This is a genomic window from Actinoplanes sp. NPDC023801, assembly GCF_040639655.1.
Classification (GTDB): Bacteria; Actinomycetota; Actinomycetes; order Mycobacteriales; family Micromonosporaceae; genus Actinoplanes.
In genome coordinates, this window is sequence record NZ_JBFAAI010000011.1 from 195,588 (window position 1) to 220,912 (window position 25,325).

Consider the following 25,325-nt stretch of genomic DNA (forward strand, 5'->3'; position numbering starts at 1 on the left):
ATCACATTCCTGTCTGCGCAGCATGCCGCTCGCGATCGACAACAGCAACAGCTTCCGTGTAAACGATTGCGCCGAGAACTCCGGTCAGGGGAGGGCGTCGAGTGCCGGGCCCGCGGCGCGCAGCGCGGCGAAGGCGTCCCCGAGGCGCCAGGCGGCGCGGTCCCGGGGGCCGACCGGGTTGGAGATCGCGCGCAGTTCGGCGAACGGCACGCCCGCACCGGCGGCCGCGACGGCCACGCCGTGGCCCTCCATCGCCTCGGCCACCGCGGCCGGGAAGCGGGCGGCCAGACGGGCGGCGGTGCCGGCGGTACCGGTGACCGTGGCAAGTGTCAGAACATCCCCGCACACAGCCTCCGGCAGGGCCGCCCGCAGAGCCTTGACCAGCCGCGGGTCGGTTTCGACGACACTGCTGCCGAAGCCGAGCTCCTCGATCGGCAGGAAGCCGCCGGGGGATTCGGCGCCCAGGTCGGCGGCGATGCTGCGGGTCGCGACCACCAGGCTGCCGACGGGCGCGCGGTCCGGGAAACCGCCGGCGATGCCGACGCTCAGAACGGCACGGTACTCGCGGCCGGCGAGCAGCCGTGCGGTTCCGGCGGCGGCCGCGGCCGGTCCGACGCCTACGGCCTCGACCACGATTTCCTCCGGGGCCAGGCCGGCGCGGACCGCATCGGCCTCAGCGGGCACCGCGGTCACCACGAGGATCGGGTACGGCGTCACGAGTCCTCATTCTGTGCCGGGTCACCGTTCTCCGTTCCGGCGGAGGACGGGCGGTACACGTGGTAGCCGGGCGGGGCCGCCGACGATCCGGTGTCGCTGCCACTCCGGTCGGCGTCGTCCCGCTCGCGCCGGCCCGTACGCCGCGGCCCGTCCGGGCTCTTCCGCGCCGTCTGTCCGCTGCCCGGCCGGTCACTCTCGGCGACGGGGCCGGGGTTCGGCAGGCCGCTGCGGTTCGGCAGGCCGCCGGGGTTCGGCAGGCCGCCGCGGTTCCGTGGTGGCCGATCGGCGGCGCCCGAGCGTCCGGCCGGGGCCGCGCTCTTCGCCTTGCGCCGCCACCAGCGCCGCCCGCCAGGCGTGACATCGGCGTCGGCGTCGAGCCTCTGGGTGTCACCGTCGTGTGCGCCGGTGGCCGGCCGGCCGGCGTCGCGGGCGGTGCCGTGGGCGGCCGGCCGCGGGGCGGTGTCTCGGGTGGCCGCGGCGGGATGACGCTGTGCGGGGGTGCCTCGTCCGGTCACCGTCGCGGGCGACCACGTCGACGCGCTCGGCGGGCCCGCACCGCCGAGCGGCACGGTCTGGTCCTTGTCGGCCCACGGATCCTCGGCGTCCACCCAGGCGCCGGTGTCGGCGGGCCGGTCCGTGGTGTCCGTAGCGGGCTGCGGCCCGGCGGCTGGTGTCTTCGCGGTGGCTGCTTCGCCCGTACGCTCGCCGGAAACGTCCGGGGAGACGGCGTCGGGCCGCCCCGCCAGGCGTTCGTTGTGCAGTCGCGCCGCCGCCCAGCCGGCCCGGACCGCGGCGAGGACGGCCAGAAGCGCGGCGAAGCCCAGGCCGAGCCGGCCGTCGAACGGGATGATGCCGAGTCCGCCGCCGGCCACCCAGGCGAGCATGAGGGCCGTCTCGGAGTGGGCGAACGCGGTGGCTCGCTGCCGTTCCGGGACCCGCTCCTGGATGCTGGCGTCGACGGCCAGTTTGGCGATGCCACTGAAGGTCGCGGTGAGCAGCGCCAGCAGGGTGACCATCGCGAGGTTGTAGAAGATCGTGGTGAGTACGGCCACGCCGGCGACCACGATCAGGCCGCTGGACTGCAGCGCCAGCGGCCGGCGGATGCGCAGACCGGTACCGGCCGCGGTGGACAGGAACGTGCCCAGGGCCAGGGCGCCGCCGACCACGCCGGCCGCGGTGTTGCGGCCGAGTTCCATCCCGAAGACCTCGGTGGTCAGCTGATTCCCCATGATCGCGAAGGTGAGGAAGAGCAGCAGGAATCCGTAGAGCAGGCGGAGGCTGCTGCTGCCGATCAGGGTGGCGACGACCAGGCGGTTGGAGAGCGGGCGTTCCGAGCCGCGGCCGATGCCGAGCACGCCGCGCCAGGCCCGGGGCAGGGCCTCCGGCGGGTCCGAGTCGGCGCGGGGCGGCAGGCGCAGGGCGACGACCATGCCGACCAGGAAGATGATCGTGGCGACCCGCAGCGGCCACTGTGGCCCGAACTTGAAGGCGAGCAGGCCGATCGGTGCGACCAGGATGCCGGCGAAGGTCCCGTAGACGCTGGCGCGGGCGCCCACCTGGGACAGTCCGATGCCTTCGGGCAGCAGGCGCGGGACGGCGGCGGAACGGGCCACCCCGTACGCCCGGGAGAGCGCCAGCACGCCGAAGGCCGCCGGGTAGAGCCCCCAGCCGAACAGCTCGACGGACATCACGTAGGCCAGGAAGGCCCGGCCCAGGAAGGTCGCCGCGAGGGCGTACCGCCGGCCGTGCCGGAAATGATCGAGCAGCGGGCCCACAACCGGTGCCAGCAGAGCGAACGGCACCATCGTGATGAGCAGGTAGAGCGCGACCTTGCTGCGGGCCTCGCCCAGCGGCACGCTGAAGATCGTCCCCGCGAGTCCGATGGCGATGAGGGCGTCACCGGCACAGGAGACGGCGTGCAGGTCGAACAGCCGGATCATGCCGACCTCGTTGGCGGCGCCACGGGCACGGGCCGAGCCGACCCGGCGGGTGGCCCAGGCACCGCCGCGCACCGAGCCGCGCACGATCAGCCGGCCCGCCTTGATGCCGGTGCCGACGATGCGTCCGAGCGCGGAGAACTGCGGCATGGGAACCATCCTGACTGATGCGGGCGACCCGCGTCCTGTTCCACGCGCGGTATCTGGGGAGTCGTTGCGGGTCACGGGGTGTGATAGGCAACAATGGGCGGGTGACCTCCAGGACCACCGCCCGCGCCGCCCGACTCGACCAGGTCTGTGCCGATGCCGTCGGGGTGGCCCGTGGTGCCATCACCGAAGTGGACCCCGCAGACATCGGCGACCACCTCGATGTGATCGCCGAGGGCGACCGCGTGGTAACCCATTTCTTCGAGAGCCATCTGGACGGCTACCGCGGCTGGCGGTGGGCGGTGACCGTGACCCGGGTCCCGCGCAGCCGCCACGTGACCGTCTGCGAGACGGTCCTGCTGCCCGGGCCGGACGCTCTGCTCGCCCCCGGCTGGGTGCCGTGGAACGAGCGGGTGCAGCCCGGCGACCTCGGCGTCGGCGATCTGATGCCGACCGCGCCGGACGACGACCGGCTCACCCCGGGATACGTGCTCAGTGACGACGCCGCGATCGAGGACGTCTCGTGGGAGCTGGGCCTCGGCCGGTCCCGGGTGATGTCGCAGGAGGGCCGGATGGAGACGGCCCAGCGGTGGTATGACGGGGACGCCGGTCCGGAGGCGCCGATCGCCACCGCGGCGCCTCGCAACGCGCGCTGCGGCACCTGCGGGTTCTACCTGCCGCTTGCCGGTTCGCTGCGGTCGATGTTCGGCGTCTGCGGCAACCTCTACGCTCCCGACGACGGGCGGGCTGTCAGCGCCGACCACGGGTGCGGCGCCCACTCGGAGGCTCTGCTGAGCGCTGTCGAGCAGCCGGTCGAGGAACTGCCCACGGTGTACGACGACAGTGAGGTCGAGACGATGGCCGTCAGCCGGGGTCACGGCTCGGTGGAGTCCGGCGAGCCGGCCGAGGACTACGGCCACAGCTAGGGCTGGTCCACGGCGTGGAACTCCGGGTGCGTGAGCGCCCGGCGGCGCTTGCGGTGCCGATCGTGGACGACCATGGTCAGTGTGCCCGGGATGCCCCACACCAGGCCCGCGACGCTGATCTCGACCCAGGACTGCGGCGCGTTGCCCAGCCAGGTGATCAGCGACGCGATGGTGAAGGCGGCGACGCCGGCGAGCGCGAACGGGACCATGGGTGGGTCCAGGGGCTCGGGCCGCGGTTTCGTCCCGGTCACCATGGCGAGCACCGGCAGGGGTTCGCCGGTGTGCGTGGCGGGAGACAGGTCACTCACTCCGACAGGGTACGACCATTACGGATCGCATCGGCGCAGCGCGTGAGAGTTGTAACATCGCTTCCCTTTTACCTGTGTACTTGCATCTGAAAGCATGCGCGCGTTCACCCTTGCGCCATCTTTCGGAAGGTCCGCATGTCTGCTGATACCGAATCGGCACCCGCACCCGCCACCGCGAGGAACGGCTTCGACCGGTTCTTCGAGATAACCAAGCGCGGCTCGACGCTGAGCCGGGAGATCCGTGGCGGTGTCGTCACGTTCTTCACGATGGCCTACATCGTGGTCCTCAACCCCCTCATCTTGGCCGGCGGCGCCGACGCCGACGGCGCGAAGCTCCCGATCACCGCACTCGCCGCCGGGACCGCCCTGGTCGCCGGTGTGATCACCATCCTGATGGGCTTGGTGGGCCGGTTCCCGCTGGCCTTGGCCGCCGGGCTCGGCGTCAACGCGCTGGTGGCGTACGAGATCGCACCGGAGATGACCTGGGCCGACGCGATGGGCCTGGTCGTCATCGAGGGTGTGCTGATCCTGATCCTCGTGCTGACCGGGCTGCGTACGGCCGTGTTCAGGGCCGTGCCGACCCAGCTCAAGACCGCGATCGGCGTGGGTATCGGCCTGTTCCTGATGATCATCGGTCTGGTCGACGCCGGGTTCGTGCACCGCATCCCGGACGCCGCGAACACCACCGTGCCGGTCGAGCTGGGTCTCGGCGGCAAGTTGGTGACCTGGCCGACCTTCGTCTTCGTGATCGGTCTGCTGTTCACGCTGGTGCTGTTCGTCCGCAAGGTCAAGGGCGCCATCCTGATCGGCATCCTGGGCACCACGGTGCTGGCGATCATCGTGGAGGCGGTGGCGAAGCTGGGCCCGGCCGTGGTCAAGCCGGGTGGCTGGTCGCTGAACGTGCCGGCCCTGCCGGACCAGATCATCGACACCCCCGACCTGTCGCTGATCGGCAAGTTCAACGTGCTCGACTCGTGGACCACGGCCGGTCCGCTGGTCGTGCTGATGTTCGTCTTCACGCTGCTGGTGACGGACTTCTTCGACACCATGGGCACGATGGTCGCGGTCGGTCAGGAGGGTGACCTTCTCGACTCCGAGGGCATGCCCCCGCGTACCCGGGAGATTCTGCTCGTCGACTCGGTCGCCGCGGTGGCCGGTGGTGCCGCGAGCGTCTCCAGCAACACGTCGTACGTGGAGAGCGCCTCCGGTGTCGGCGAGGGTGCCCGGACCGGTGTGGCGAGCCTCGTCACCGGTGCGCTGTTCCTGGTGGCGATGTTCTTCGCGCCGCTGGTGAAGGTGGTGCCGTTCGAGGCGGCGTCCACCGCGCTGGTCGTGGTCGGCTTCCTGATGATCACCACGGTTCGCCAGATCGACTGGTCGGACTACACGATCGCGGTGCCGGCGTTCCTGACCGTCACGCTGATGCCGTTCACGTACTCGATCTCCAACGGCATCGGGGCCGGGATCATCACGTACGTGGTCCTGAAGCTGGCCACCGGCAGGGCGCGCGAGATCCACCCGTTGATGTACGGGATCGCGGTGCTGTTCGTGCTGTACTTCGCCCGGGGGCCGCTGGAGTCCTGGCTCCTCTGAGGCTTGCCGGGCAGTGAGGAGGCCGTCACCGGGTGCGCTAGCGTGCCCGGTGACGGCTGTCATACGGGTTATCAGATGTCGTTAGCCATGCTCATTAGCTAGGCTAAGTATTGTGACGGAGCGGGTGATGACGACGGAGCGCACGGCAGCGGACACGCTTGCCAAGACGCTGCGCGACGCGATCATCCGATTCAGCCGGCGAGTCCGGCAGGCCCGCCCGGTCGGTGACCTGACGTTCAGTCAGCTCTCCGCGCTGACCAGCCTCCAGCTGGCCGGTGCGCTGACTCCTCGTGAGCTCGCCGACATGGAACGGGTCCAGCCCCCGACGATGACCAAGATCGTGGGAAAGCTGGAGGAGCGCGGGCTCGTGGCACGTACACCGCATCCGACCGACGGTCGTCAGGTGATCCTGGCCCCGACCGACGAGGGCCGGGCGGTCTACGCGTTCCACGAGCGGGCCCGCAACGAGTGGCTGGCCGCCGAGCTGGAGCGGCTCACTCCGGAGGAACGGGAAACCCTGGCGCAGGCCGCTGAGATCATGCAGCGAGTCGCCCGCGGCTGAGCAGGCCCCGTCGTTCCGCTTCGTCACCTGGTGATGACGCGTACGACGAAACGAGGGGGCTGTTCTGAACGCCGTGTTCCGATCCCTGCAGGTCCCGAACTACCGGCTCTTCACCGCCGGGCAACTGGTGAAGCTGATCGGCGTGTGGATGATGTTCACCGCCCAGGACTGGCTGGTCCTCGAACTCTCCGGCAACTCACCCGGCGCGCTCGGCGTGGTCACGGCACTTCAATTCGTACCCGTCATGCTCCTGACCCTCTGGAGCGGCCGCCTCGCCGACCGGTACGACAAGCGCAAGCTGCTCATCGCGGCGAACGCCGCGTTCGCGGTCTTCGCCGTCATCTTCGCGGTGCTGGTCGCCGCCGGGGTGGTCGAGCTGTGGCACGTGTTCGTTGCCGCGCTGTTCCTCGGCGTCGCCAGCGCCGTCGAGACCCCGGTCCGGCAGTCGTTCGTCTCCGAGCTGGTCGAGATGCATCTGCTCCCGAACGCGCTGGCGCTCTCCGCGGCCACCTTCAACGTGGCCCGGATCAGCGGTCCGGCCCTGGCCGGCGTACTCCTGGCCCTGTTGTCGACCCCCGCCGTATTCCTGATCTCGACCGCACTGGCGATCGCCCCGGTCTTCACCTATCTGCGGATGCGTCCCGCCGATCTGTACCGCACCGAGCGCCCGAAGCGCGGCGAAGCCCGGGTGATCGACGGCCTGCGGTACGTCGGCAAGCGTCACGACCTGCTGCTGCCGATCTGCATGATGGCGGCGATCGGCATGATCGGCTTCAACTTCCCGGTCACCCTGGCTGCTCTCGCCAAGATCGACTTCAACGCTGGACCGTCGACGTTCGGCCTGCTCACCACGTGTCTGGCGATCGGCTCGCTGGGCGGAGCGATGGCCGGCACCCGGCGCCGCTCCCGGCCGGGCGCCTACCTGGTGATCGGTGCGGCCCTGCTCTTCGGGGTCTTCGAGTTCGCCGTCGGATTCGCACCGAACTTCGTGACCGCCGCGCTGCTGCTGGTGCCGACCGGGTTCTTCTCGATCTACCTGGCCCAGGGCTGCAACCACCGGGTGCAGATGGGCGTGGACGCGGAGTTCCGGGGCCGGGTGATGGCGCTGTATGTGCTGGTCTTCCTGGGTACGACCCCGATCGGTGCGTCGCTGGCCGGCTGGTGGGGTGAACATTTCGGGGTGCCCTCGAGCATCTGGGCGGCCGGGCTGGTCAGCTTCCTCGCGGCACTCGGCGCCCTCGTCTGGCAGCTGCGGGTGAGCGGCGACCGGATCCGGATCGAGCTGCGGCCGCGCCCGCGGATCCGGATCGTCAGCCCGCCGGAGCCCGCCGGGAGCGCGGCGCGGACGGAGCCGGCTGAGCCGACGGGGCCGGCCGAGTCGACCGGGTCTGCCGAGCCGATCGAACCGCCGGCCCGGAAGCCGCTGGCCGAGCCCTTCGCGCGCTCGGGGAGCCGTAACTAGCTGTGATGTTGGCAGACCGGCTCCCCCGAACGGGTATTCCCGACCGGCTGGTCAGCGCCTAGCGTCGAACCGTGGCGATCGCGCACATAGCTGTGCTGTCGGCGGCGCTGTCGGCGCTGCTGATCCTGCCGTGCGCCGCGACCATCCTGATCACCGGTGGCTCCGCCGACCTGCGCCGCCTGCTGACCCGCCACGGCCGTCGTGAGCTGCGCGCCGAGCATCTGCTCGAACGGTCCTCGAGCCGTCGCCCGGCCCGGCGGTACCGCCGCCGCATCATCGACCGTGGCCCCCGCGGCCGTGCCGACCGGGCGTACCGGCGTCTGGACCGTTCGCTGCGCGGCTCGGACACTTCCGCGCGGCTGGCCTCGCTGCGGCCTCCGGCGATCGAGCAGATCGCCTTCGACCTGCGGCGTCTCGACCACCAGCGTCGCAGCGGCCCGGGTCTGAACTCCGAGGTCTACCAGGCCGCCGTGATGACCGCCTACGACACCCGGTTGTGCCTGGCCTGCCGGTGCCTCGGCATCACCGAGTACCTGGAGAAGCTGGAAGGCGTGGAACTGGACCTGGAGCGGGTCCGGGTCGAGGGCCTGCTCGAGGCGGCCGGCCTGGTGTTACGCCATGAGGCCGGCCCGGCGGTCTGAGCCGCCCGGCACGACCGCCGCCCGGCGCCGACGGCACATGGCGGTCAACGCCGGCGTACGTGTCCGGGAGCCGGGCACCTCACCGGGGCAGCGGTCGCTCCCACACCGTCACGTACTCGCCGCCGGCGCTCCGGATCAGGGACAGGTCGCTCACCGGCCAGAGCGGCCCGGCGTAGTCGGCGAGGAGTGTCGTGATGCTCCGGTCGTACCGATAGGAGATCGTGAGGTGCCCCCGGAACGGCCGCTCGTCGATCGGGAAACCGGCACCCTCCAGCGCAACCCGGATCTCCTCCCGGAACGCCTCCAGCGCCTCCACATCGCCCCGCAGGCCGGTCCAGATCACCGGCCCGAACCGTCCGCTCCCCGCCAGCCGCAACGTCATGGGACTGGGCGGAGGCACCGTGGACAGCGCGTCGCGAACCCGATCGGTGTCCTCGTCCGGCACCTCACCCAGGAAGGCCAGCGTGACGTGCCACTTCTCCGGGCGCCGGGCGACGCGGGACGGCAGGTGACCACGCAGATGCTCGCGGGCCTCCTCGGAGGGGAAGACCGCGACGAAGAGCCGGCTCAGGAGGACTCGCGGGCCGCCGGGCCGCCGCCGAACAACACGTCGTCCCAGCTGGGGAGCCGCTTGCGAGGCTTGCTGTTCTCCTCGGACTCGTTGTTGGCCGGAGCGGGCTGACCCACCGTGCGGCGCGGCCGGAGAACCGCCAGGGACGGCACGGCCGGCACCTCTTTCGGCAGGTCGGCGTCGTCGTCGAACGCGGAGCCGGAACCACCACCGAGCAGAGCCGCGGCGCCACCGGCGACCGGGCGCCGGGCGGGCGACTCGAGGTTGCGGCCGGACGAGCCTTCCAGCGGCCGGTCCAGGGAGGCGAGCAGAGCGTCACGGCTGGCCCGGATCGAGTCGCGACCCGAACGGGCCGCGGCCGGGTCGGCGCTGGGCAGGCCGTGACCGCCGCGGGTCGGCTCGGAACTGCGGGCCGGGCCGGGCAGGCCGTGACCACCGCGCTCGCTCGCCGGCTCCTGACCGAGGATCTGGGTGGGCCGCTCGGCGCACAGATATTGCGCCATGTCGTCGTGCGGCGCGACCACCTGGCGACCCTTGTCGAGGTCCCAGATGGCCTGGGCGGTGGCCTTGCCGGACGGCCAGGTCGCCACGATGCGCCAGGTGCCGTCGTCCTTGCGGAAGGCGTCCCAGGAGATCTTGTCGGTGTCGATCCCGTGCTGCGCGAGGCGGCCGTCGACCACCTCAGCGAGCGGCTGACCGGAGTCCGACGTCTTCAGCCGGGTGCGGCGGGCATGCTGCGCCAGCATGGCGCGCTCCTGCAGGACCGGGCCGGCGTAACGGAGCACCCGGTCGACCGGGACACCGGCGATGCGGGCCACGTCCTCGGCAGACTCACCGGAACGGATGCGGGCTTGGATGTCACGCGGTGACAGTGAAGGCGCGTGCTCCGAGGAGAGCACAGCCACTGAAGTCCCCGGCGCGGCCGGACCCTCGTTCAGCACTCCGGACACCCGGTCGTCGATCGGGAGTGCCAGGAGCCTGCCGACCTCGTCGGCGAGCACGAGAGCCTGACCGTCTTCGGAGAGGGCGACGAAGCGTACCGGCCGCATGCGTTGCCTCCGTCTCGTCGCGTTGGCCTGACATCCCCGAGAGTCATTCACCCGGGCGCGTTTCGGAACACGGTACGCGCCTTGGTCACCCGATGGGGGTATGCCACGCCGTCAAACTGCTGACCAGCGGAGATGATCTTTGCCTTCCACCGCCGCGTCCATTCAAACCCAACCGGACCTTCACCGGTACGGCCACCCGCAAGTAACAAGCAATGAAACCAGTCACTACCCATCCGAGCGACCCCCAATCAACCCCACCCCAAAGGCCCGAAGCGGCCGACCCCACCCGTAGTCCCCACAAGCCCGTATCCACAGAGCACCCCGCAAATCGACTGCCTCGTCACCGGTTACAAGGCGTTTTGCCGCGGAGCGAAGCGAAGCCAGCCAGCTCAGCTCAGCTCAACCGCTCCACCACGTAGTCGATGCAGGTGGTCAGCGCGACCACGTCGGACGGATCCACGGTCGGGTAGAGCGCCACCCGCAGCTGGTTACGGCCGAGCTTGCGGTACGGCTCGGTGTCGACGACGTCGTTGGCGCGCAGCACTTTGGCGATCACCGCGGCGTCCACACCTTCGGCGAAGTCGATGGTGGCCACTGCCCCGGACCGCAGCGCCGGGTCGGTGACGAACGGCTCGGCGAACGACGACCGGTCGGCCCAGCCGTAGATCGCGGCGGCGCTGTCCGCACTGCGTTTGGCCGCCCAGGCCAGGCCGCCCTGCGCGTTCATCCAGTCCACCTGCTCGGCGGCGAGGAAGACGGTGGCCAGCGCGGGCGTGTTGTAGGTCTGCTCCAGGCGGGACTGCTCGATCGCGGTCACCAGGTCGAGGAACTGCGGGATGTAGCGGCCGGTCGCCTTGATCTCGAAGGCTCGTTCGATCGCGGCCGGCGACATGAGGGCCAGCCAGATCCCGCCGTCCGAGCCGAGCGCCTTCTGCGGGGCCAGGTAGTAGACGTCGGTCTCGCTGACGTCCACGTGCAGGCTGCCGCCGCCCGAGGTGGCGTCGGTGAGCAGCAGGGCATCCGGGTCGGCGCCGGCGACCCGGCGGACCGGGACGGCGACTCCGGTCGACGTCTCGTTCTGCACTGTCGCGTACACGTCGACGCCGGCCTCGGCGGTCAGGTAGGCCGCCTGACCGCCCGGCGCACGGTGCACGGTCGGCTCGGCCAGGAACGGCGCGGCGGTGACCGCCGACACGAATTTCGCGCCGAACTCGCCGAACTCGGCGAACTGTGCCTTGTCCCGGATCAGGCCGAAGGTGGCGGTCTCCCAGAACGCGCTGGTCCCGCCGTTGGAGAGGATGACCTCGTAACCGTCCGGGATCGAGAAGAACTCGGCCAGGCCGCGGCGCAGTCGTGCCACCTGGTCCTTCACCGTGCTCTGCCGGTGCGAGGTGCCCATGAAGGTGCGGGACACCGCGGAGAGCGCCTCGACGCCTTCGGGACGAACCTTGCTCGGCCCGGAGCCGAACCGTCCGTCGACGGGCTTGATCGCGTCAGGGATCCGGATGTCAGTCACGGTCACACATTATGCGGGAGCTGATCCCAGCCCTCGACCTCCTGCGGCTTGCGCGGCTCCGCTCCCACATATTGGAGACCCGGTCGCAGGATCCGGCCGAGTTTTTTCTGTTCGAGGATGTGCGCGCTCCAGCCGGCCACCCGGGCGCACGTGAACATCGAGGTGAACATGTGCGTCGGGACCTCGGCGAAGTCGAGCACCACGGCCGCCCAGAACTCGACGTTCGTCCACAACTCATGGCCGGGTTTGCGTTCCCGGAGTTCGGCGAGCGCGACCGCCTCCAGGGCGGCGGCCACCTCGTAGCGGGGCGCGCCCAGTTCCTTCGCGATGCGGCGCAGCACCTTGGCCCGTGGGTCCTCGGCCCGGTAGACCCGGTGGCCGAAGCCCATCAGGCGCTCGCCGCGGTCGAGGACGTCCTTCACGTACGCCTCGGCGTCGCCGCTGCGTTCGACCGCTTCGATCATGTGCATCACCCGGGTGGGCGCACCGCCGTGCAGTGGGCCGGAGAGAGCGCCGATCCCGGAGGAGATGCAGGCGGCCGCGTCGGCGCCGGTGGAGGCGACGATGCGGGTGGTGAAGGTGGAGGCGTTCAGCCCGTGCTCGCAGGCGGCGATGAAGTACGCGTCGACGGCCTTGACGTGCCGCGGGTCGGGTTCGCCGCGCCACCGGCGCATGAACCGCTCCACGATGGTCTCGGCCTTGTCGATGTCCTTCTGCGGTACGGCCGGCAGGCCCAGCCCGCGAGCCGCCTGGGCGACGAAGGAGAGGGCGGTCACCGACACCCGGGCCAGGTCGCGGCGGGCCTGTTCGTCGCTGATGTCGAACATCTGCGACAGGCCCCAGTACGGCGCGAGCATCGCCACCGCGGACTGCACGTCGACCCGGATGTCGCCGGAGTGCACCGGCACCGGGAACGGCTCGGCCGGTGGCAGCCCGGGTCCGAACCTCCCGTCCACGAGGAGGCCCCAGACGTTGCCGAACGAGACCTGTCCGATCAGGTCCTCGATGTCGACGCCGCGGTACCGCAGGGCACCGCCGTCCCGGTCGGGCTCGGCGATCTCGGTCTCGAACGCGATGACGCCCTCGAGCCCCGGCTTGAAGTCGGTCACGGCACTCCCTGTGGAACCGAACTGCGGTGGGTGATTCATCTTGCCCGCCGGGTAACCGCACGGTCGACCCGTCGCGATTGTGCTCTGGATGACACCCATCCTGGTTCAACTGACGTTTCGCGGCGCGCGACTTACGGTCGTTTCCGTCTCATGAAGGCGTCGAGACATTAGCGAAGGAGCCGGTGTGGCCACCGAACCGCCGTCACCAGCCGGGATGCGCCGGGACTACACCGAGTGGCCGCCGCTGACCGAGGAGTCGCTCGCCGGCGACTGGACCGGCCAGTTCGCGGCCTGGTTCGCCGACGCGGCGGCCGCCGGACTGCCGGAACCGAACGCGATGATCGTGGCCACGGCGGACCGGGACGGGCGGCCCTCGGCACGAACGGTCCTTCTCAAGGGCTACGACGAGGACGGTTTCGTCTTTTTCACGAACTACGAGTCCCGCAAGGGTACGGAGCTGGCGCTCAACCCGTACGCCAGCCTGGTCTTCCCCTGGTTTCCGATGCAGCGCCAGGTGATCGTGGCCGGCGAGGTGGAGCGGGTGTCCCGCGAGGAGTCCGCCGAGTACTTCGCCTCCCGGCCGCGCGGCTCCCGCCTCGGTGCCTGGGCCAGCCCGCAGTCGCGGGTGCTGCCGGGCCCGGAGGCGCTGGACGCGAACCTGGCCGCGGCGACCGAGCGGTTCGGCGACGGGCCGGTCCCGGTCCCGCCGCACTGGGGCGGGTTCCGGGTGCGGCCGGAGACCGTGGAGTTCTGGCAGGGACGCAGCAGCCGGCTGCACGACCGGCTGCGGTTCCGGCGCACCGGGGCGGACTGGACCGTCGAGAGACTGGCGCCTTGAGCCAGGGCACCAAGGAGCCCCGGTCCTGGATGATCGACATTCGCCCGCTGAGTGTGCGCACGTTCCGGCGCACCTGGGTGGGCAACGGCGCGTCGTACTTCGGGTTCCAGTTCACCGCGGTCGCCGTGCCGGTGCAGATGTTCGCCGTCACCGGCTCGACCACCTGGGTCGGCCTGCTCGGGGTCGCCGGGCTCGTACCGCTGCTCGTCTTCGGTCTCTGGGGTGGGGCCGCCGCCGACGTGGTCGATCGCCGCAAGCTGCTGCTGGCCGGTTCGGTGGTGACCTGGCTGAGCACGATCGCGCTGCTCGTGCAGGCGATGCTGGGGGTGCGCAGCGGGTATCTGCTGCTGGCGCTGACCGCCGTGCAGTCGGCCGGTTTCGCGGTCAGTTCGCCGGCCCGGCACTCGATCGTCCCGCGGATCGTGCCGGAGTCGCTGGTCCCGGCAGCCAACACGCTGAACTACACGGCGAGCACGGCCGGCGGGGTGCTCGGCCCGCTCACCGCCGGCGTGATCATCGGCACCTGGTCCACCGGCACCGGCGTGACCGTGGCGTACGCCCTCGACGCCCTGCTCTTCACCGTCACCTTCTGGGCCACCTGGAAGCTGCCCGGCATCCCGCCGGTGGCACCCTCGGACGGGGCCGGGCGCCCGAGCGCCGGACTGCGCGGCATCGTGATCGGGCTACGGTTCCTGGTCACCCAGCCGGTGCTGCTGCTCTCGTTCGCCATCGATCTGGTCGCCATGGTGTTCGCCATGCCGCGGGCGCTGTTCCCGGCGGTCGCCCAGGAACAGTTCGGCGGCGGGTCGGCGGTGGGCTGGCTTTACAGCGCGATCGCCATCGGCGCCATGGTCGGCGGGCTCACCTCGGGCTGGATCGGCCGGGTGAGGCGACAGGGGTTCGCGCTGATCGTCGCGGTCGTCGCCTGGGGCCTCGCGATCGCCCTGTCCGGTCTGGCGCGCAGCCTGTGGCTGATGGTGCTGATGCTCGCGGTGGCCGGCGCGGCCGACCTGGTCAGTGCGGTCTACCGGCAGACGATCATGCAGACGTTCGCGCCGGATCATCTGCGCGGCCGGCTGCAGGGGGTGTTCACCGTGGTGGTGGCCGGCGGGCCGCGTCTCGGTGACCTCCGCGCCGGTGCCACCGCCGACCTGACGAGCGTCACCACCTCCTGGGTGGGTGGTGGCCTGCTCGCGGCCGGGCTGGCCGTCGTGCTGGGGACGATCTCGCCCGCACTCATCCGATACCGGCCCGAGCAGGTTCCCGAGGACGACCGATAGTGTCGCGGTCATGAGCGCAGAGTCAGCCGCCAAGTCCGGCATCCAGTGGTCGATCGAGGCGGACGGCCACCGTGCCGTCCTGGTCGAGGTCGGCGGGACGCTCCGGTCGTACTCGGTGAACGGGGTCGAGATCCTGGACGGATTCGGCACCGACGAGATCTCCCCCGGGTCCGCCGGCCAGATCCTCGCGCCGTGGCCCAACCGGATCCGCGACGGGCAGTACGAGTTCGAGGGGCAGGCGTACCAGCTCGCACTCACCGAACCGCCCAAGCGGACGGCCATTCACGGCCTGGTCAACTGGTCCCGCTGGCGGCTCGCCGAGCGGACCGCCGACTCGGTCACGCTGGAGTACGAACTGCCCGCCCAGGTCGGCTATCCGTGGTCGCTGCTGCTGCGCTCCCGGTGGTCGGTCTCCGCCGACGGTCTCCGCTGCGACCAGGAGGTCGTCAACACGTCCGAGGCCAACGCGCCGTGGGGTTACTCGGTGCACCCGTACCTGCGCCTGCCCGGCGTCGCGGTGGACGACACCGTGCTGCACGTCCCGGCCAGGTCCCGGATCCAGGCCGACGCCCGGCTGCTGCCGATCGGTGCCACCAAGATCGCCGGCACCGAGTTCGACTTCACCGAGGCGCGCCGGATCGGTGACCTGGTGATGGACGCCAGCTTCGGCGACATCGACTTCGACGCGGACGGGATCACCTCGGTCACGCTGTCCGACCCGGGCTCGGACGCGCGGATTGTGGTCTGGGCCGACGAGAAGTTCAAGTACTGGCAGGTCTTCACCGCCGACACGCTGAGCGGGGAGCGGTTCCGCCGGTCCGTGGCGGTCGAGCCGATGACCTGCCCGCCGGACGCCTTCCGTACCGGTCGTGACCTGACCGTCCTGGCGCCGGGTTCGACGTGGGCCGCGTCCTGGGGCATCCGCTTCTGATGGAATCCGGCTTCTGATGGAATTCGACGAGGTTGTCCGCCGCCGGCGCATGGTGCGTGGTTACGACCCGGATCGTCCGGTCCCGCCCGAGCTGGTCGACAAGATCGTCCGGCACGGACTCCGGGCGCCGTCGGCGGGTTTCTCGCAGGGCTGGAGCTTCCTGGTCCTCACGTCGCCGGCGGATCGCGAGCTCTACTGGTCGAGCACGGCGGACGCCGACGGGCCGGCCGGCGGCTGGCTGGCCCGGATGCGGACCGCTCCACTGATCATCGTGGCGCTGTCCAACAAATCGGCCTATCTCGACCGGTATGCCCAGGCCGACAAGGGCTGGACGGATCGGGACGAGGCGCGCTGGACGGCACCGTACTGGGACATCGACACCGGGTTCGCGGCGCTGCTCATGCACCTCACCGCGGTCAACGAGGACCTCGGCTCCTGCTTCTTCGGTCTGCCGGCCGGCCGGGTGCCGGCGTTCCGGGCCGCGTTCGGGGTGCCGGACGAGTTCCACCCGATCGGGGCGCTCACCGTCGGGTACCCCGGAGCCGACAAGAGGTCACCGTCACTGCGGCGTGGCCACCGGCCGGTGGCCGACGTGGTGCATCATGGCCGGTGGGCTTCGTCTGGCGAGGTCTGAGCGGCCCGCGGCTAGGCTGTCATGCGGGTGGAACGTCTCTCACGGAAAGGGCAGTCGCCGTGATCTTCAGAGCGGTCCGGGACGGAGCCCCGTACCCCGATCACCAGACCACGCTCAAGGAGTGGGCGGAGATTCCACCGCGCCCGATTCGTCTCGCCGACCTGATCACCACCAAGCGTGAGCTGGCGCTCGACAAGCTCCTTGCCGAGGACTCCACGTTCTACGGGGACCTGTTCCCGCACGTCGTGGAATACCAGGGGGCGCTCTACCTGGAGGACGGGCTGCACCGGGCGCTGCGCGCGGCCCTGCAGCAACGCAACCAGATCCACGCCCGCGTCCTGATCCTGGGGGACTGACCCGATTCGGCTGGTTTCGCACAGCAGGTTGCTCTCCGGTCGCGGATTGTCGCACCCCCTCCGTACCGTATGGGCATGGCCGAATCGCCCACCCCTGATCACCCCACCAGCGAGTATCCGGCCGTGCCTGATCGGCTGGATGACCCGGAACCCAGTCCCGCCAAGGTCAAGCCGAGCGGCTTCGCACGGCTGCTGATCTTCGTCGGGTTCGTGTTCGCGCTGATCGTTCTCACGTGCCTGGGGCTGCGCGCCGTCAACGTGCTGCCCGGCTTCGACAACCCGTTCGCTGAGGAGACCACCGACCGCAGCCAGCCGGTGCTGCTGCAGTCCATGCGTGACCTGCATCGTTACGTCGCCGCCGACGGCACCTTCCAGGTGATCGTGGATCTCCAGGAGAGCCGGGACAACATCCCGGACTTCCTGGTCAACCGGCGCACGTTGTTCGTCGGCTCCGGCACGGTCGAGACCTACGTCGACTTCAGTGCTCTCTCCGGCGACGCGCTGAAGATCGACGAGGAGAAGAAGACGATCGAGCTGACCCTGCCGGCGCCGCAGCAGTCCACCGCGGCGCTCGACATGCAGCGCAGTTATGTGGTGGCGGAGGAACGCGGCCTGTTCAACCGGATCGGTGACGCCTTCGCCAATGATCCGGGCAAGCAGCAGAAGGTCTATCAGACGGCGCAGGAGCGGATCACCGAGGCGGCCCGGGCCAGTGGCCTCGATCAGCGGGCGCGGGAGAACACCCAGCGGATGCTGGAGAGCCTCTTCGCCAGGCTGGGATACACGACGGTCACCGTCACGTTCGCGGCGCCGTAGCGGGTCTGAACACCACACTCGGCCTGATGAGTACGGCGGGCCGCTCCCCGGGCTTCGTTGCCCGTGGGAGCGGCCCGTCGGCTGTTTCCGGGCGCCCCGCCTGGGGGCAGGAGCGGGGGCCCGGAGTCACGATGCCGGCGTCACTCGCTCGGCATGAGGGCCCAGAGGGCCAGGTAGGCGAGGATCTGCGGGCCGGGCAGCAGGCAGGAGACCACGAACAGGATCCGGACCAGGCCGGGACTCATCCCGAAACGCTGGGCCAGACCGGCGCAGACACCGGCGATCCGGCGGTTGTGACGCGGGCGGGAGAACGAGCGGGTCCTGAGGGGGCTGGTCACTTCATCCACTCCTTCGGTGGCTGCGGCTTTCTGCCGTGGCCACTTCGACGGTAGGTGCGGGAGCGGGGGCGTCCCTCGTTCCCGAGGTGGATGCCCGCAGTGCTGCTCCCGTAAGGGTCTCCCGTACCCGCCGGACGCCCGCTGTTAACCTGATCCCGTTTCGGCCCTGGTAGCGGCGTTGTGCAAGGACGCTGATGAGGAGGCAAACGGTGATGCTCGGGTGACGCTGGCCGTTCTGACCGCTCGAACCGGCCATGCCCTTCCGGACGGTGACACCGATCGGCTCGCTGGAGAGCTCACCGGGGCGTTGCGAGCCGCCGGGGCCTCCACGGTAGATCGCCTGGTCCCCGGCGCCGACGAGGCGGCCCGCCTGCGTGAACTGGCGCGGCAGGCCCGCGACGCCGGTGAGCCGCTGCTGATCTGTGCCGACAACCTCGTCGCCCACGGGAGCCTGCTCTGGACGCTGGCGACCGAGCCGGCCGGGCGCAGCACCGTGCTCGTGGCCGCCGACCCGGCCGGTGACCTCCGCGAGGAGCGGGGGCGGGTGATCGCCGCTGTGCCCGGCGCAGGTTCAGTGCGCTACCTCGGCGCCATGTGCGTCGCCCCGGCCGACCTGCCGCTGCTGGAGAAGGCCGCCGACCGGCCGGACCTGCTGACCGAGATGCTTGCCGACGGGTTCCTGCCGGTCGCCACCCGGGTACGCCTGCTGCACGCTGAGCAGGTGGAGACCGGCGAGCAGCTCGCCGCCGCGCGGGCCGCGATCGACGGCGTCGACGAGGACGCGGTGCGCCTGCGCCTGGCGGTCAAGGAACAGGACGACTTCTTCACGACGTACGCGGTGAGCACCTGGTCGCCGTACGTCACCAAGGGTGCGGCCCGCCTGGGACTCGGCCCGACCGCGGTCACCGGGCTGTCGGTGCTGTTCGCGGCCGGTGCCGCGCTGCTGTTCTGGCAGGCCTCCCGGGTCGGCATGGTGCTCGGCGGGATCCTGCTCTACCTCGGGTTCGTGCTCGACTGCGTGGACGGTCAGCTGGCCCGGTACACCCGTAACTTCGACGCCTTCGGTGGCTGGCTCGACACCATGGCGGACCGGGCGAAGGAGTACACCGTCTACGCGGGGCTCGCGGCGGGGGCGGACCGGATCGGCCTGCCCTACGCGTGGCCGCTCGCGATCACCGCGATCCTGCTGCAGACCGCCCGGCACATGACCGACACCTGGTACGGCGCCCTGCACGACGAGGCGGCCGCCCGCCCGGCACCGGCCGTGTCCGGCGGCGTGGGCGCCCGGCTCACCGCGGCCTCGGTGAAGGCGCAGAGCCAGCGGGGGTCGCTGATCTACTGGGCCAAGCGGATCGTGGTCTTCCCGATCGGTGAGCGCTGGGCGTTGATCTCGGTGCTGGCCGCGGTCACGAACGGCCGGGTGGCGCTGGCCGCGGTGGTCGGGTTCGGTCTGCTCGCCGCCGCTTACACGCTGGCGCTGCGTTCCTTGCGTGCGCTGTCGATGCGGGTGGGTGTGCTGCACACGGTCGACACCGCCCGGCACCGCGACGACGGGCCCTTGGTGAGGTCGGTGCTGAGCCGGGTGCGCGCCGGGTGGCCACTGCCGTTCGCTGCGGTCTTCGCGGGGTACGCGCTGGTCACCGTCGCCGCCGGTGTGCCGTCCGGCCGTCCCTGGCTGCTCGCCTTCGTGGCCGTCCCGGTGCTGCTCGCCGGGTTCCCCGGCCGGGTCCGCCACGACGGTCCCCTGGACTGGCTGGTGCCGGCCGCTCTTCGTGCGGCGGAGTATCTGGTCGTGGTGGCGGTCGGGCTCTACGGAGGAGTTCCGGGGCCGCTGGTGTTCCTGCTGTTGTTCACGCTCACACTGCGGCATTACGACCTGACGGCGCGGATGGAGAAGGGCGCTCCGGCGACCGGTGCGGGGCTTGCTGTGCTCGGCTGGGACGGCCGGGTGCTGCTGCTGGTGCTGGCCGCGGTGGCCGGTTACGCGACGGCGGGTACGGTCCTGCTCGCCGCTCTGGTGGCCGCGGCGTTCACGCTAACCGCCGTCCGCGACTGGCGCGCCTCCCGCTGACCCTCCGGCTGGACACCACTGCTGTCCCGGCGACGCCGAGACAACGTCGGTGTCCAGCCGCAAAGACCCCGGCTGGCGCGCACCGCTGTTTCGCGGGCGTTTAAACCGCGGTGATGTCCAGCCGGTTTTTTTTGGGGGGCTGGGCGCTGCTGATGGGTCTGGGGTGTTGAGGCGGCGGTGTGCGCTGGGTGGCGGCGGGTGCGTGGCCGTACCGAAAGAGATCAAGATGTGAACGTGCACAGGCGGGACCTGCGATGTTCAGGTTTCTGTAATCGATTGATCACTATGTGCAAATGGCACTTTCGTCCGATGGTGGACCATCGAAGGCACTCGCAGAGTTAGTGCCCGATCGCCGACCGTCGTGGGTCCGGGATCGCACTCGATCGCGGGAGGTAGACGGTGTCCACCGTCGCACTCAAGGATGTCACCAAGATCTGGCCGGACGGCACCTTCGCCGTCGACAACCTCAGCCTGGATGTGCAGGACGGTGAGTTCATGGTCCTGCTCGGGCCATCGGGCTGCGGAAAGTCCACCGTGCTGCGGATGATCGCCGGGCTGGAGGATCCCACGCGGGGGGAGATCCTGCTCAACGGTGAACCCGTGCTGGAGCTGCCGCCCAGGGATCGCAGCATCGCCATGGTGTTTCAGGACTTTGCGCTCTATCCGCACATGACGGTGTCGGAGAACATCGGCTTCCCGCTGAAGTTGTCCGGGATCGAGCCGAACCCCCGGCAGGATCGGGTGGACGCCATCGCCGGCGCCCTCGGCATCGGCGAGGTGCTCGGCCGGCGTCCGAGTCAGCTCTCCGGCGGTCAGCGGCAGCGGGTGGCGATGGGCCGCGCCATGGTGCGCCGGCCCGGGATCTTCCTGATGGACGAGCCGTTGTCCAACCTCGACAGCGGGCTTCGCGCCGAGCTGCGGGCCGAGATCAGCAGCATGACGCGCGAGCTGGGCGTGACGACCATGTACGTGACGCACGACCAGGCCGAGGCGCTGACCATGGCCGACCGGGTCGCAATCATGCGCAAGGGCGTTCTGCAGGACCTCGGCACGCCGACCGAGGTGTACCGCCGCCCGGCCACGCTCTACACCGCCGCCTTCCTCGGATCGCCGAAGATGAACCTGCTGGAGGCCGCGGTCTACGTGCATCTGGACCGCTACATCGCGCTGGGCTTCGGCGAGCAGACTCTCTACCTGCCGTGGGCCGACCCGCGGGCGCGAGCCGTGGCCCGGTACCACGGCGAGCGGATCGTGGTTGGTATCCGTGCCGAGGCGCTGACCCCGGTCACCCCGGACACGCAGGGTCACGTCTTCCAGGGCCGCATCCGGTACCTGGAGCACCACGGGCACGAGTCGCTGGCGTACCTCGACGTCGGCGCCACGGCCATCGTGGTGGACGAGATCGGCGCCGCGGTCACCGACGACGGACGCAGCGGTGGCGGCGCGTTCAAGCGGCTGGGCGGGGCCCTGCAGCGACTGGCCCGCCCGGGCAGCCCGGACAATGTGGCCTCCGAGGGTCAGGGTGGGGTGGCCACCGACCCCGGGCGGCATCACCGCAAGCCCGCCGAGCTCGCCGTGCGGCTCGCGCCGTACCCGCAGGTCGGCTCGGGACACCCGCTTGCCGTCTCGGTCCGGATGGAGGCCCTGCACTTCTTCGACCAGCGCGGGGACCGCATCGATGTCGGCTGGCGCTGACCGTTCGCGCGGCGCCACTTCCGGGCGCGTTCGACGAGGCCTCCCGCCACCGGCCGGTCTCAGCGCGTAGGCTGCACCACGGTGGAGGACAGGATCGGCCAGAGCGTACGTTCGGCTCTCGACGGGGAGCCGACGGCCGATGCCGCCCCGCCGCGGGAGTGGCCGGTGCTGCTGGACCGCTCCTTCGGCCCGGACGACATCACCCTGCTGCGGCACGAGATAACCCGCCTGCTCCACGCTGCCGGGCTGGCCGGTGACCGCCAGGACGGGTTCGTGCTGGCCGTCAACGAGGTGATCACTAATGTGGTGCTGCACGCCGACGGCAACGGCCGGGTCGTCCTGAAGATCGAGGACGGTTCGGTGTGGTGCGTGGTGACCGACTCCGGCCCCGGCATCCCCGGTGCCTATCTGGACGGCCTGCGCACCCCGGAGGCGTTCGAGGTCGGCGGGCGCGGGCTGTGGCTGGCGCACCAGTTGTGCGACGAGGTCACGACGGCCACCGGGCCCATCGGCACCTCGATCGGACTGCGGATCATCTTGAATTCCGCAGCTTGAACTACTTGTAAACCATCGTGGAAATGTGAAGGCGCCCTTCGGCTCTCGCGCGGGATCGGGTCCGGCTACATTGGGCGCGTGCTCGGACTTCCCTCACAGGTGACCGCTTGCTTATTCGATCTTGATGGCGTGTTGACGCAGACCGCGCTGGTGCACAACGCTGCGTGGAAACAGACGTTCGACGCGTTCCTGCAATCATGGGCCGAACAGCACGGACAGCCGTACGTGCCATTCGACCCGGCCGCCGACTACCACCGATACGTCGACGGCCGGCAACGTGCCGACGGGGTCCGGACCTTCCTGGCCTCGCGAGGCATCCTCCTTCCCGAGGGCGACCCCGACGACACCCCCGATCGGGAGACCGTCAACGGCATCGGCAAAAGCAAGAACCTGCTCGTGCTAGAGAAGATCAAAGAAGGCGCCGTCCAGGTCTACCCCGGATCGGTGGAGTACCTGAAGGCCGCACACGCCGCCGGTCTACGCCGGGCGGTCGTGTCGGCGAGCGCCAACTGTAAGGACGTCCTGGAGGCGGCCGGGATCGCCGACCTCCTGGAGGCCCGCGTGGACGGTGTCGTCGCGCGTGAGCTGGGTCTGCCCGGCAAGCCCGCACCCGACACGTTCCTGAAGGGCGCCGAGCTGCTCGGCCTCGACCCGGCGAACTGCGCCGTCTTCGAGGACGCACAGGCGGGCGTCGCCGCCGGCCGGGCCGGCGGGTTCGGCATCGTGATCGGCGTGGACCGGGTGGGTCAGGCCGAGGCGCTGCGCGAACACGGCGCCGACGTGGTCGTCACCGACCTGTCCGAGCTCCTCACGCAGTAAGACCTCCTCTGCAATTCAGTCATCGAGAGGCACGACCGTGATCCGTGAACGGGCCTACCCCGTCGACCCCTGGCATATCCGGGAGACCCGGCTGGACCTGGACCTGCTGGCCCAGTCAGAGTCGGTGTTCGCGCTCTCCAACGGCCACATCGGGATACGCGGGAACCTGGACGAGGGTGAGCCGCACGGCCTGCCGGGCAGCTATCTGAACTCGTTCTACGAGCTGCGGCCGCTGCCGCACGCCGAGGCGGGGTACGGCTTCCCCGAGTCCGGCCAGACCATGGTCAACGTCACCAACGCCAAGCTGATGCGTCTGCTGGTCAACGACGAGCCGTTCGACGTCCGGTACGGCGAGCTGCTCTCCCACGAACGCTGCCTCGACCTGCGGGCCGGCACCCTGGAACGGGTCGTCGAGTGGGTGTCCCCGTCAGGGCAGGGCGTCCGGGTACGGACCGTGCGGCTGGTCTCGTTCACCCAGCGGGCCATCGTGGCGTTCCTCTACGAGGTCGAGCCGCTGGACACCTCCGCCCGGCTGATCCTGCAGTCGGAGCTGGTCGCCAACGAGCAGCTGCCGCCGATGAGCAAGGACCCGCGGGTGGCCGCGGTGCTGGACCGCCCGTTGCAGGGCGAGGAGATGCTGGAGCAGCCCACCGGCGGCATCCTGGTCCACCGCACCAAGGCCAGTGACCTGCGGATGGCCGCGGCCATGGAGCACTCGGCGGAGACGCCGGGCCGGCACGCCATCACCACCGAGGGCCACCCCGACTGGTTGCGCACCACGGTGGCCTGCCGCCTGGAGCCCGGCCAGAAGCTGCGGGTCGTCAAGCTCGCGGCGTACGGCTGGTCCAGCATCCGCTCACTGCCCGCACTGCGTGACCAGGTCGGCGCGGCCCTCGCCAGCGCCCGCCTGGACGGCTGGGAGGGCCTGGTCCAGCAGCAGCGGGACTACCTGGACGCGTTCTGGGACCACTCCGACGTCAAGGTGGAGGGCGACCCGGAGGTGCAGCAGGCGGTCCGCTTCGGGCTGTTCCACACGCTGCAGGCCGGCGCCCGGGCCGAACAGCGCCCGATCGGCTCCAAGGGCCTCACCGGGCCGGGCTACGACGGTCACACGTTCTGGGACGCCGAGACGTTCGTGCTGCCGGCCCTGACCTACACCCAGCCCTCCGCGGCGGCCGACGTGCTGCGCTGGCGGCACTCGACGCTTGACCTGGCGCGGGAGCGGGCGCAGACACTCGGCCTGCAGGGCGCCGCGTTCCCGTGGCGGACCATCCGCGGCCAGGAGTGCTCCGGCTACTGGCCGGCCGGCACGGCAGGGTTCCACATCGCGGCCGACATCGCCGATGCGGTCCGTCGTTACGTGCAGGCCACCGGCGACTACGACTTCGAGCGGGAGGTCGGCCTGGAGCTGCTGGTGGAGACCGCACGGCTGTGGCGTTCGCTGGGGCACCACGACCGGCACGGGCGCTTCCACATCGACGGCGTGACCGGGCCGGACGAGTACACCGCCGTGGTGAACGACAACATCTACACCAACCTGATGGCCCAGCAGAACCTGATGACCGCGGTCGAGGCCTGCAAGCGGCACCCCGACCTGGCCCGCAGGCTGGGTGTGGACGACGAGGAGGCGGCGTCGTGGCGGGACGCGGCGGCTGCCGTGCACATCCCGTACGACAAGGAGCTCGGCGTCCACCAGCAGTGCGAGGGCTTCACCCGGCTCCAGGAGTGGGACTTCGAGAACACCCCGCCGGAGGGGTACCCGCTGCTGCTGAACTTCCCGTACTTCGACCTGTACCGCAAGCAGGTGATCAAGCAGGCCGACCTGGTCATGGCGATGTACATCCGGGGTGACGCGTTCACGCCCGAGGAGAAGGCACGCAACTTCGCCTACTACGACGCCCGGACCGTACGGGATTCGTCGCTCTCCGCCTGCATCCAGGCCGTTCTGGCGGCCGAGACCGGGCACCTCGAGCTGGCCCACGACTACCTGGGCGAGGCCGCCCTGATGGACCTGCACGACCTGCACCAGAACGCCCGGGACGGCGTCCACGTGGCGTCCCTGGCCGGTACCTGGATCTCGCTGGTCGCCGGCCTCGGTGGCATGCGTGACTTCAACGGTCAGCTGAGCTTCGCCCCGCGCCTGCCCAGCCGCATCAACAACCTGGAGTTCTCGCTGCTCTGGCGCGGCCTGCGGCTGCGCGTGAACGTGACCTCCGACGAGGTCACGTACTCGCTGCGCAACGGTGGCGGCCAGGCCCGCCTCACCCTGCTGCATCACGGCAAGGAGCTGGAGGTGACCCAGGTACGCCCGGTGACCATGCCGATCCCGGCCGGGGTGCCGGCCGGCCCGGCACCGGCTCAGCCGCACGGGCGGGCGCCGGTGCGTCGCGCGGTGCACTGAGCACGGACGAAAGAAGGCCCGCCCCCTTCCCGGGGGCGGGCCTTCTCGCTGTC

The 25,325-nt window shown here is 70.6% G+C and carries 24 protein-coding genes; 16 read left to right on the forward strand and 8 right to left on the reverse strand.

All coding sequences use genetic code 11. The features are described 5' to 3' along the window. Positions 1 to 84: 84 nt before the first annotated feature. Both AB0G04_RS21425 and AB0G04_RS21430 read right to left on the reverse strand, forming a co-directional pair. Positions 85 to 717 carry a futalosine hydrolase gene (locus tag AB0G04_RS21425; protein ID WP_360985176.1) on the reverse strand — a complete coding sequence of 211 codons (633 nt, stop codon included), beginning with the start codon at positions 715 to 717 and terminating at the stop codon, positions 85 to 87. Continuing rightward, positions 714 to 2,804: an MFS transporter gene (locus tag AB0G04_RS21430; protein ID WP_360985179.1), complete on the reverse strand. Its 2,091-nt coding sequence runs from the start codon at positions 2,802 to 2,804 to the stop codon at positions 714 to 716. Before AB0G04_RS21430 ends, AB0G04_RS21425 begins: the two co-directional genes overlap by 4 nt. A gap of 83 nt (positions 2,805 to 2,887) precedes the next feature. Here AB0G04_RS21430 and AB0G04_RS21435 point away from each other — a divergent pair, with 83 nt between their 5' ends. Then, complete coding sequence (locus AB0G04_RS21435) at positions 2,888 to 3,727, forward strand: DUF3027 domain-containing protein (RefSeq protein WP_360985426.1); 840 nt, start codon at positions 2,888 to 2,890, stop codon at positions 3,725 to 3,727. On the opposite strand, the gene AB0G04_RS21440 is transcribed toward AB0G04_RS21435, so the two are convergent. Beyond that, positions 3,724 to 3,981: a DUF2530 domain-containing protein gene (locus tag AB0G04_RS21440; protein ID WP_360985429.1), complete on the reverse strand. Its 258-nt coding sequence runs from the start codon at positions 3,979 to 3,981 to the stop codon at positions 3,724 to 3,726. The genes AB0G04_RS21435 and AB0G04_RS21440 overlap by 4 nt on opposite strands. Positions 3,982 to 4,170: 189 nt before the next feature. On the opposite strand from AB0G04_RS21440, the gene AB0G04_RS21445 reads away from it, so the two are divergent. The 4 genes from AB0G04_RS21445 (at position 4,171) to AB0G04_RS21460 (ending at position 8,293) form a co-directional block, all read left to right on the forward strand. Beyond that, the gene (locus tag AB0G04_RS21445; protein WP_360985182.1) at positions 4,171 to 5,628 is read left to right on the forward strand and encodes an NCS2 family permease; all 1,458 of its coding nucleotides are present in this window, start codon (positions 4,171 to 4,173) and stop codon (positions 5,626 to 5,628) included. A gap of 127 nt (positions 5,629 to 5,755) precedes the next feature. After that, positions 5,756 to 6,190: a MarR family transcriptional regulator gene (locus tag AB0G04_RS21450; RefSeq protein WP_360985185.1), complete on the forward strand. Its 435-nt coding sequence runs from the start codon at positions 5,756 to 5,758 to the stop codon at positions 6,188 to 6,190. A gap of 64 nt (positions 6,191 to 6,254) precedes the next feature. Beyond that, entirely contained in the window at positions 6,255 to 7,652 is a 1,398-nt protein-coding gene (locus tag AB0G04_RS21455) for an MFS transporter (protein WP_360985432.1), read from the forward strand. 71 nt (positions 7,653 to 7,723) lie between these two features. Further along, the gene (locus AB0G04_RS21460) at positions 7,724 to 8,293 is read left to right on the forward strand and encodes a hypothetical protein (protein ID WP_360985188.1); all 570 of its coding nucleotides are present in this window, start codon (positions 7,724 to 7,726) and stop codon (positions 8,291 to 8,293) included. Between the two features lie 79 nt (positions 8,294 to 8,372). Here the strand turns inward: AB0G04_RS21460 and thpR are convergent, their stop codons facing one another. The 4 genes from thpR to AB0G04_RS21480 form a co-directional block, all read right to left on the reverse strand. Next, positions 8,373 to 8,912: an RNA 2',3'-cyclic phosphodiesterase gene (gene thpR / locus AB0G04_RS21465; RefSeq protein WP_360985435.1), complete on the reverse strand. Its 540-nt coding sequence runs from the start codon at positions 8,910 to 8,912 to the stop codon at positions 8,373 to 8,375. Then, positions 8,861 to 9,913, reverse strand: coding sequence for a septation protein SepH (sepH, locus tag AB0G04_RS21470; protein ID WP_360985191.1), 1,053 nt, complete (start codon positions 9,911 to 9,913; stop codon positions 8,861 to 8,863). Before sepH ends, thpR begins: the two co-directional genes overlap by 52 nt. 394 nt (positions 9,914 to 10,307) lie before the next feature. Beyond that, the gene (gene serC / locus AB0G04_RS21475) at positions 10,308 to 11,435 is read right to left on the reverse strand and encodes a phosphoserine transaminase (RefSeq protein WP_360985194.1); all 1,128 of its coding nucleotides are present in this window, start codon (positions 11,433 to 11,435) and stop codon (positions 10,308 to 10,310) included. After that, positions 11,432 to 12,538, reverse strand: a complete 1,107-nt coding sequence (locus tag AB0G04_RS21480; protein WP_360985197.1) for a citrate synthase 2 — start codon at positions 12,536 to 12,538, stop codon at positions 11,432 to 11,434. Before AB0G04_RS21480 ends, serC begins: the two co-directional genes overlap by 4 nt. A 214-nt stretch (positions 12,539 to 12,752) precedes the next feature. On the opposite strand from AB0G04_RS21480, the gene pdxH reads away from it, so the two are divergent. From pdxH to AB0G04_RS21510, 6 genes are all read left to right on the forward strand, one after another. Beyond that, positions 12,753 to 13,376 (forward strand): pyridoxamine 5'-phosphate oxidase, encoded by a 624-nt coding sequence (gene pdxH / locus AB0G04_RS21485; RefSeq protein ID WP_360985438.1) that lies wholly within the window; start codon positions 12,753 to 12,755, stop codon positions 13,374 to 13,376. 29 nt (positions 13,377 to 13,405) lie between these two features. Continuing rightward, positions 13,406 to 14,656, forward strand: a complete 1,251-nt coding sequence (locus AB0G04_RS21490) for an MFS transporter (RefSeq protein WP_360985200.1) — start codon at positions 13,406 to 13,408, stop codon at positions 14,654 to 14,656. 10 nt (positions 14,657 to 14,666) lie between these two features. Further along, the gene (locus AB0G04_RS21495) at positions 14,667 to 15,587 is read left to right on the forward strand and encodes an aldose 1-epimerase family protein (RefSeq protein WP_360985203.1); all 921 of its coding nucleotides are present in this window, start codon (positions 14,667 to 14,669) and stop codon (positions 15,585 to 15,587) included. A gap of 16 nt (positions 15,588 to 15,603) precedes the next feature. Continuing rightward, complete coding sequence (locus tag AB0G04_RS21500) at positions 15,604 to 16,221, forward strand: nitroreductase family protein (RefSeq protein ID WP_360985206.1); 618 nt, start codon at positions 15,604 to 15,606, stop codon at positions 16,219 to 16,221. 59 nt (positions 16,222 to 16,280) lie between these two features. Next, positions 16,281 to 16,577, forward strand: coding sequence for a type II toxin-antitoxin system VapB family antitoxin (locus AB0G04_RS21505; RefSeq protein WP_360985209.1), 297 nt, complete (start codon positions 16,281 to 16,283; stop codon positions 16,575 to 16,577). 75 nt (positions 16,578 to 16,652) lie between these two features. Further along, positions 16,653 to 17,393, forward strand: a complete 741-nt coding sequence (locus tag AB0G04_RS21510) for a DUF4230 domain-containing protein (protein WP_360985212.1) — start codon at positions 16,653 to 16,655, stop codon at positions 17,391 to 17,393. A 140-nt stretch (positions 17,394 to 17,533) separates the two neighbouring features. Here the strand turns inward: AB0G04_RS21510 and AB0G04_RS21515 are convergent, their stop codons facing one another. Next, a complete protein-coding gene (locus AB0G04_RS21515) occupies positions 17,534 to 17,731 on the reverse strand; it encodes a PspC domain-containing protein (protein ID WP_360985215.1) in 198 nt (65 codons plus the stop codon). 220 nt (positions 17,732 to 17,951) lie between these two features. On the opposite strand from AB0G04_RS21515, the gene AB0G04_RS21520 reads away from it, so the two are divergent. From AB0G04_RS21520 to AB0G04_RS21540, 5 genes are all read left to right on the forward strand, one after another. Then, complete coding sequence (locus AB0G04_RS21520) at positions 17,952 to 19,802, forward strand: DUF5941 domain-containing protein (protein WP_360985218.1); 1,851 nt, start codon at positions 17,952 to 17,954, stop codon at positions 19,800 to 19,802. Between the two features lie 399 nt (positions 19,803 to 20,201). Next, positions 20,202 to 21,497: an ABC transporter ATP-binding protein gene (locus AB0G04_RS21525; RefSeq protein WP_360985221.1), complete on the forward strand. Its 1,296-nt coding sequence runs from the start codon at positions 20,202 to 20,204 to the stop codon at positions 21,495 to 21,497. An 81-nt stretch (positions 21,498 to 21,578) separates the two neighbouring features. Then, positions 21,579 to 22,052, forward strand: coding sequence for an ATP-binding protein (locus tag AB0G04_RS21530; RefSeq protein WP_360985224.1), 474 nt, complete (start codon positions 21,579 to 21,581; stop codon positions 22,050 to 22,052). Between the two features lie 78 nt (positions 22,053 to 22,130). After that, entirely contained in the window at positions 22,131 to 22,871 is a 741-nt protein-coding gene (locus AB0G04_RS21535) for a beta-phosphoglucomutase family hydrolase (RefSeq protein ID WP_360985227.1), read from the forward strand. 37 nt (positions 22,872 to 22,908) lie between these two features. Continuing rightward, positions 22,909 to 25,272 carry a glycoside hydrolase family 65 protein gene (locus AB0G04_RS21540; protein WP_360985229.1) on the forward strand — a complete coding sequence of 788 codons (2,364 nt, stop codon included), beginning with the start codon at positions 22,909 to 22,911 and terminating at the stop codon, positions 25,270 to 25,272. The last annotated feature ends 53 nt before the right edge of the window (positions 25,273 to 25,325 follow it).

What these genes read in the sequence shown, in the direction of transcription:
- AB0G04_RS21430 (WP_360985179.1), bottom strand. Translation starts at nt 2,804, where the DNA reads ATGCCGCAGTTCTCCGCGCTCGGACGCATCGTCGGCACCGGCATCAAG.
- AB0G04_RS21440 (WP_360985429.1), bottom strand. Translation starts at nt 3,981, where the DNA reads ATGGTGACCGGGACGAAACCGCGGCCCGAGCCCCTGGACCCACCCATG.
- AB0G04_RS21445 (WP_360985182.1), top strand. Translation starts at nt 4,171, where the DNA reads ATGTCTGCTGATACCGAATCGGCACCCGCACCCGCCACCGCGAGGAAC.
- AB0G04_RS21450 (WP_360985185.1), top strand. Translation starts at nt 5,756, where the DNA reads ATGACGACGGAGCGCACGGCAGCGGACACGCTTGCCAAGACGCTGCGC.
- sepH (WP_360985191.1), bottom strand. Translation starts at nt 9,913, where the DNA reads ATGCGGCCGGTACGCTTCGTCGCCCTCTCCGAAGACGGTCAGGCTCTC.
- pdxH (WP_360985438.1), top strand. Translation starts at nt 12,753, where the DNA reads ATGCGCCGGGACTACACCGAGTGGCCGCCGCTGACCGAGGAGTCGCTC.
- AB0G04_RS21490 (WP_360985200.1), top strand. Translation starts at nt 13,406, where the DNA reads ATGATCGACATTCGCCCGCTGAGTGTGCGCACGTTCCGGCGCACCTGG.
- AB0G04_RS21495 (WP_360985203.1), top strand. Translation starts at nt 14,667, where the DNA reads ATGAGCGCAGAGTCAGCCGCCAAGTCCGGCATCCAGTGGTCGATCGAG.
- AB0G04_RS21500 (WP_360985206.1), top strand. Translation starts at nt 15,604, where the DNA reads ATGGAATTCGACGAGGTTGTCCGCCGCCGGCGCATGGTGCGTGGTTAC.
- AB0G04_RS21510 (WP_360985212.1), top strand. Translation starts at nt 16,653, where the DNA reads ATGGCCGAATCGCCCACCCCTGATCACCCCACCAGCGAGTATCCGGCC.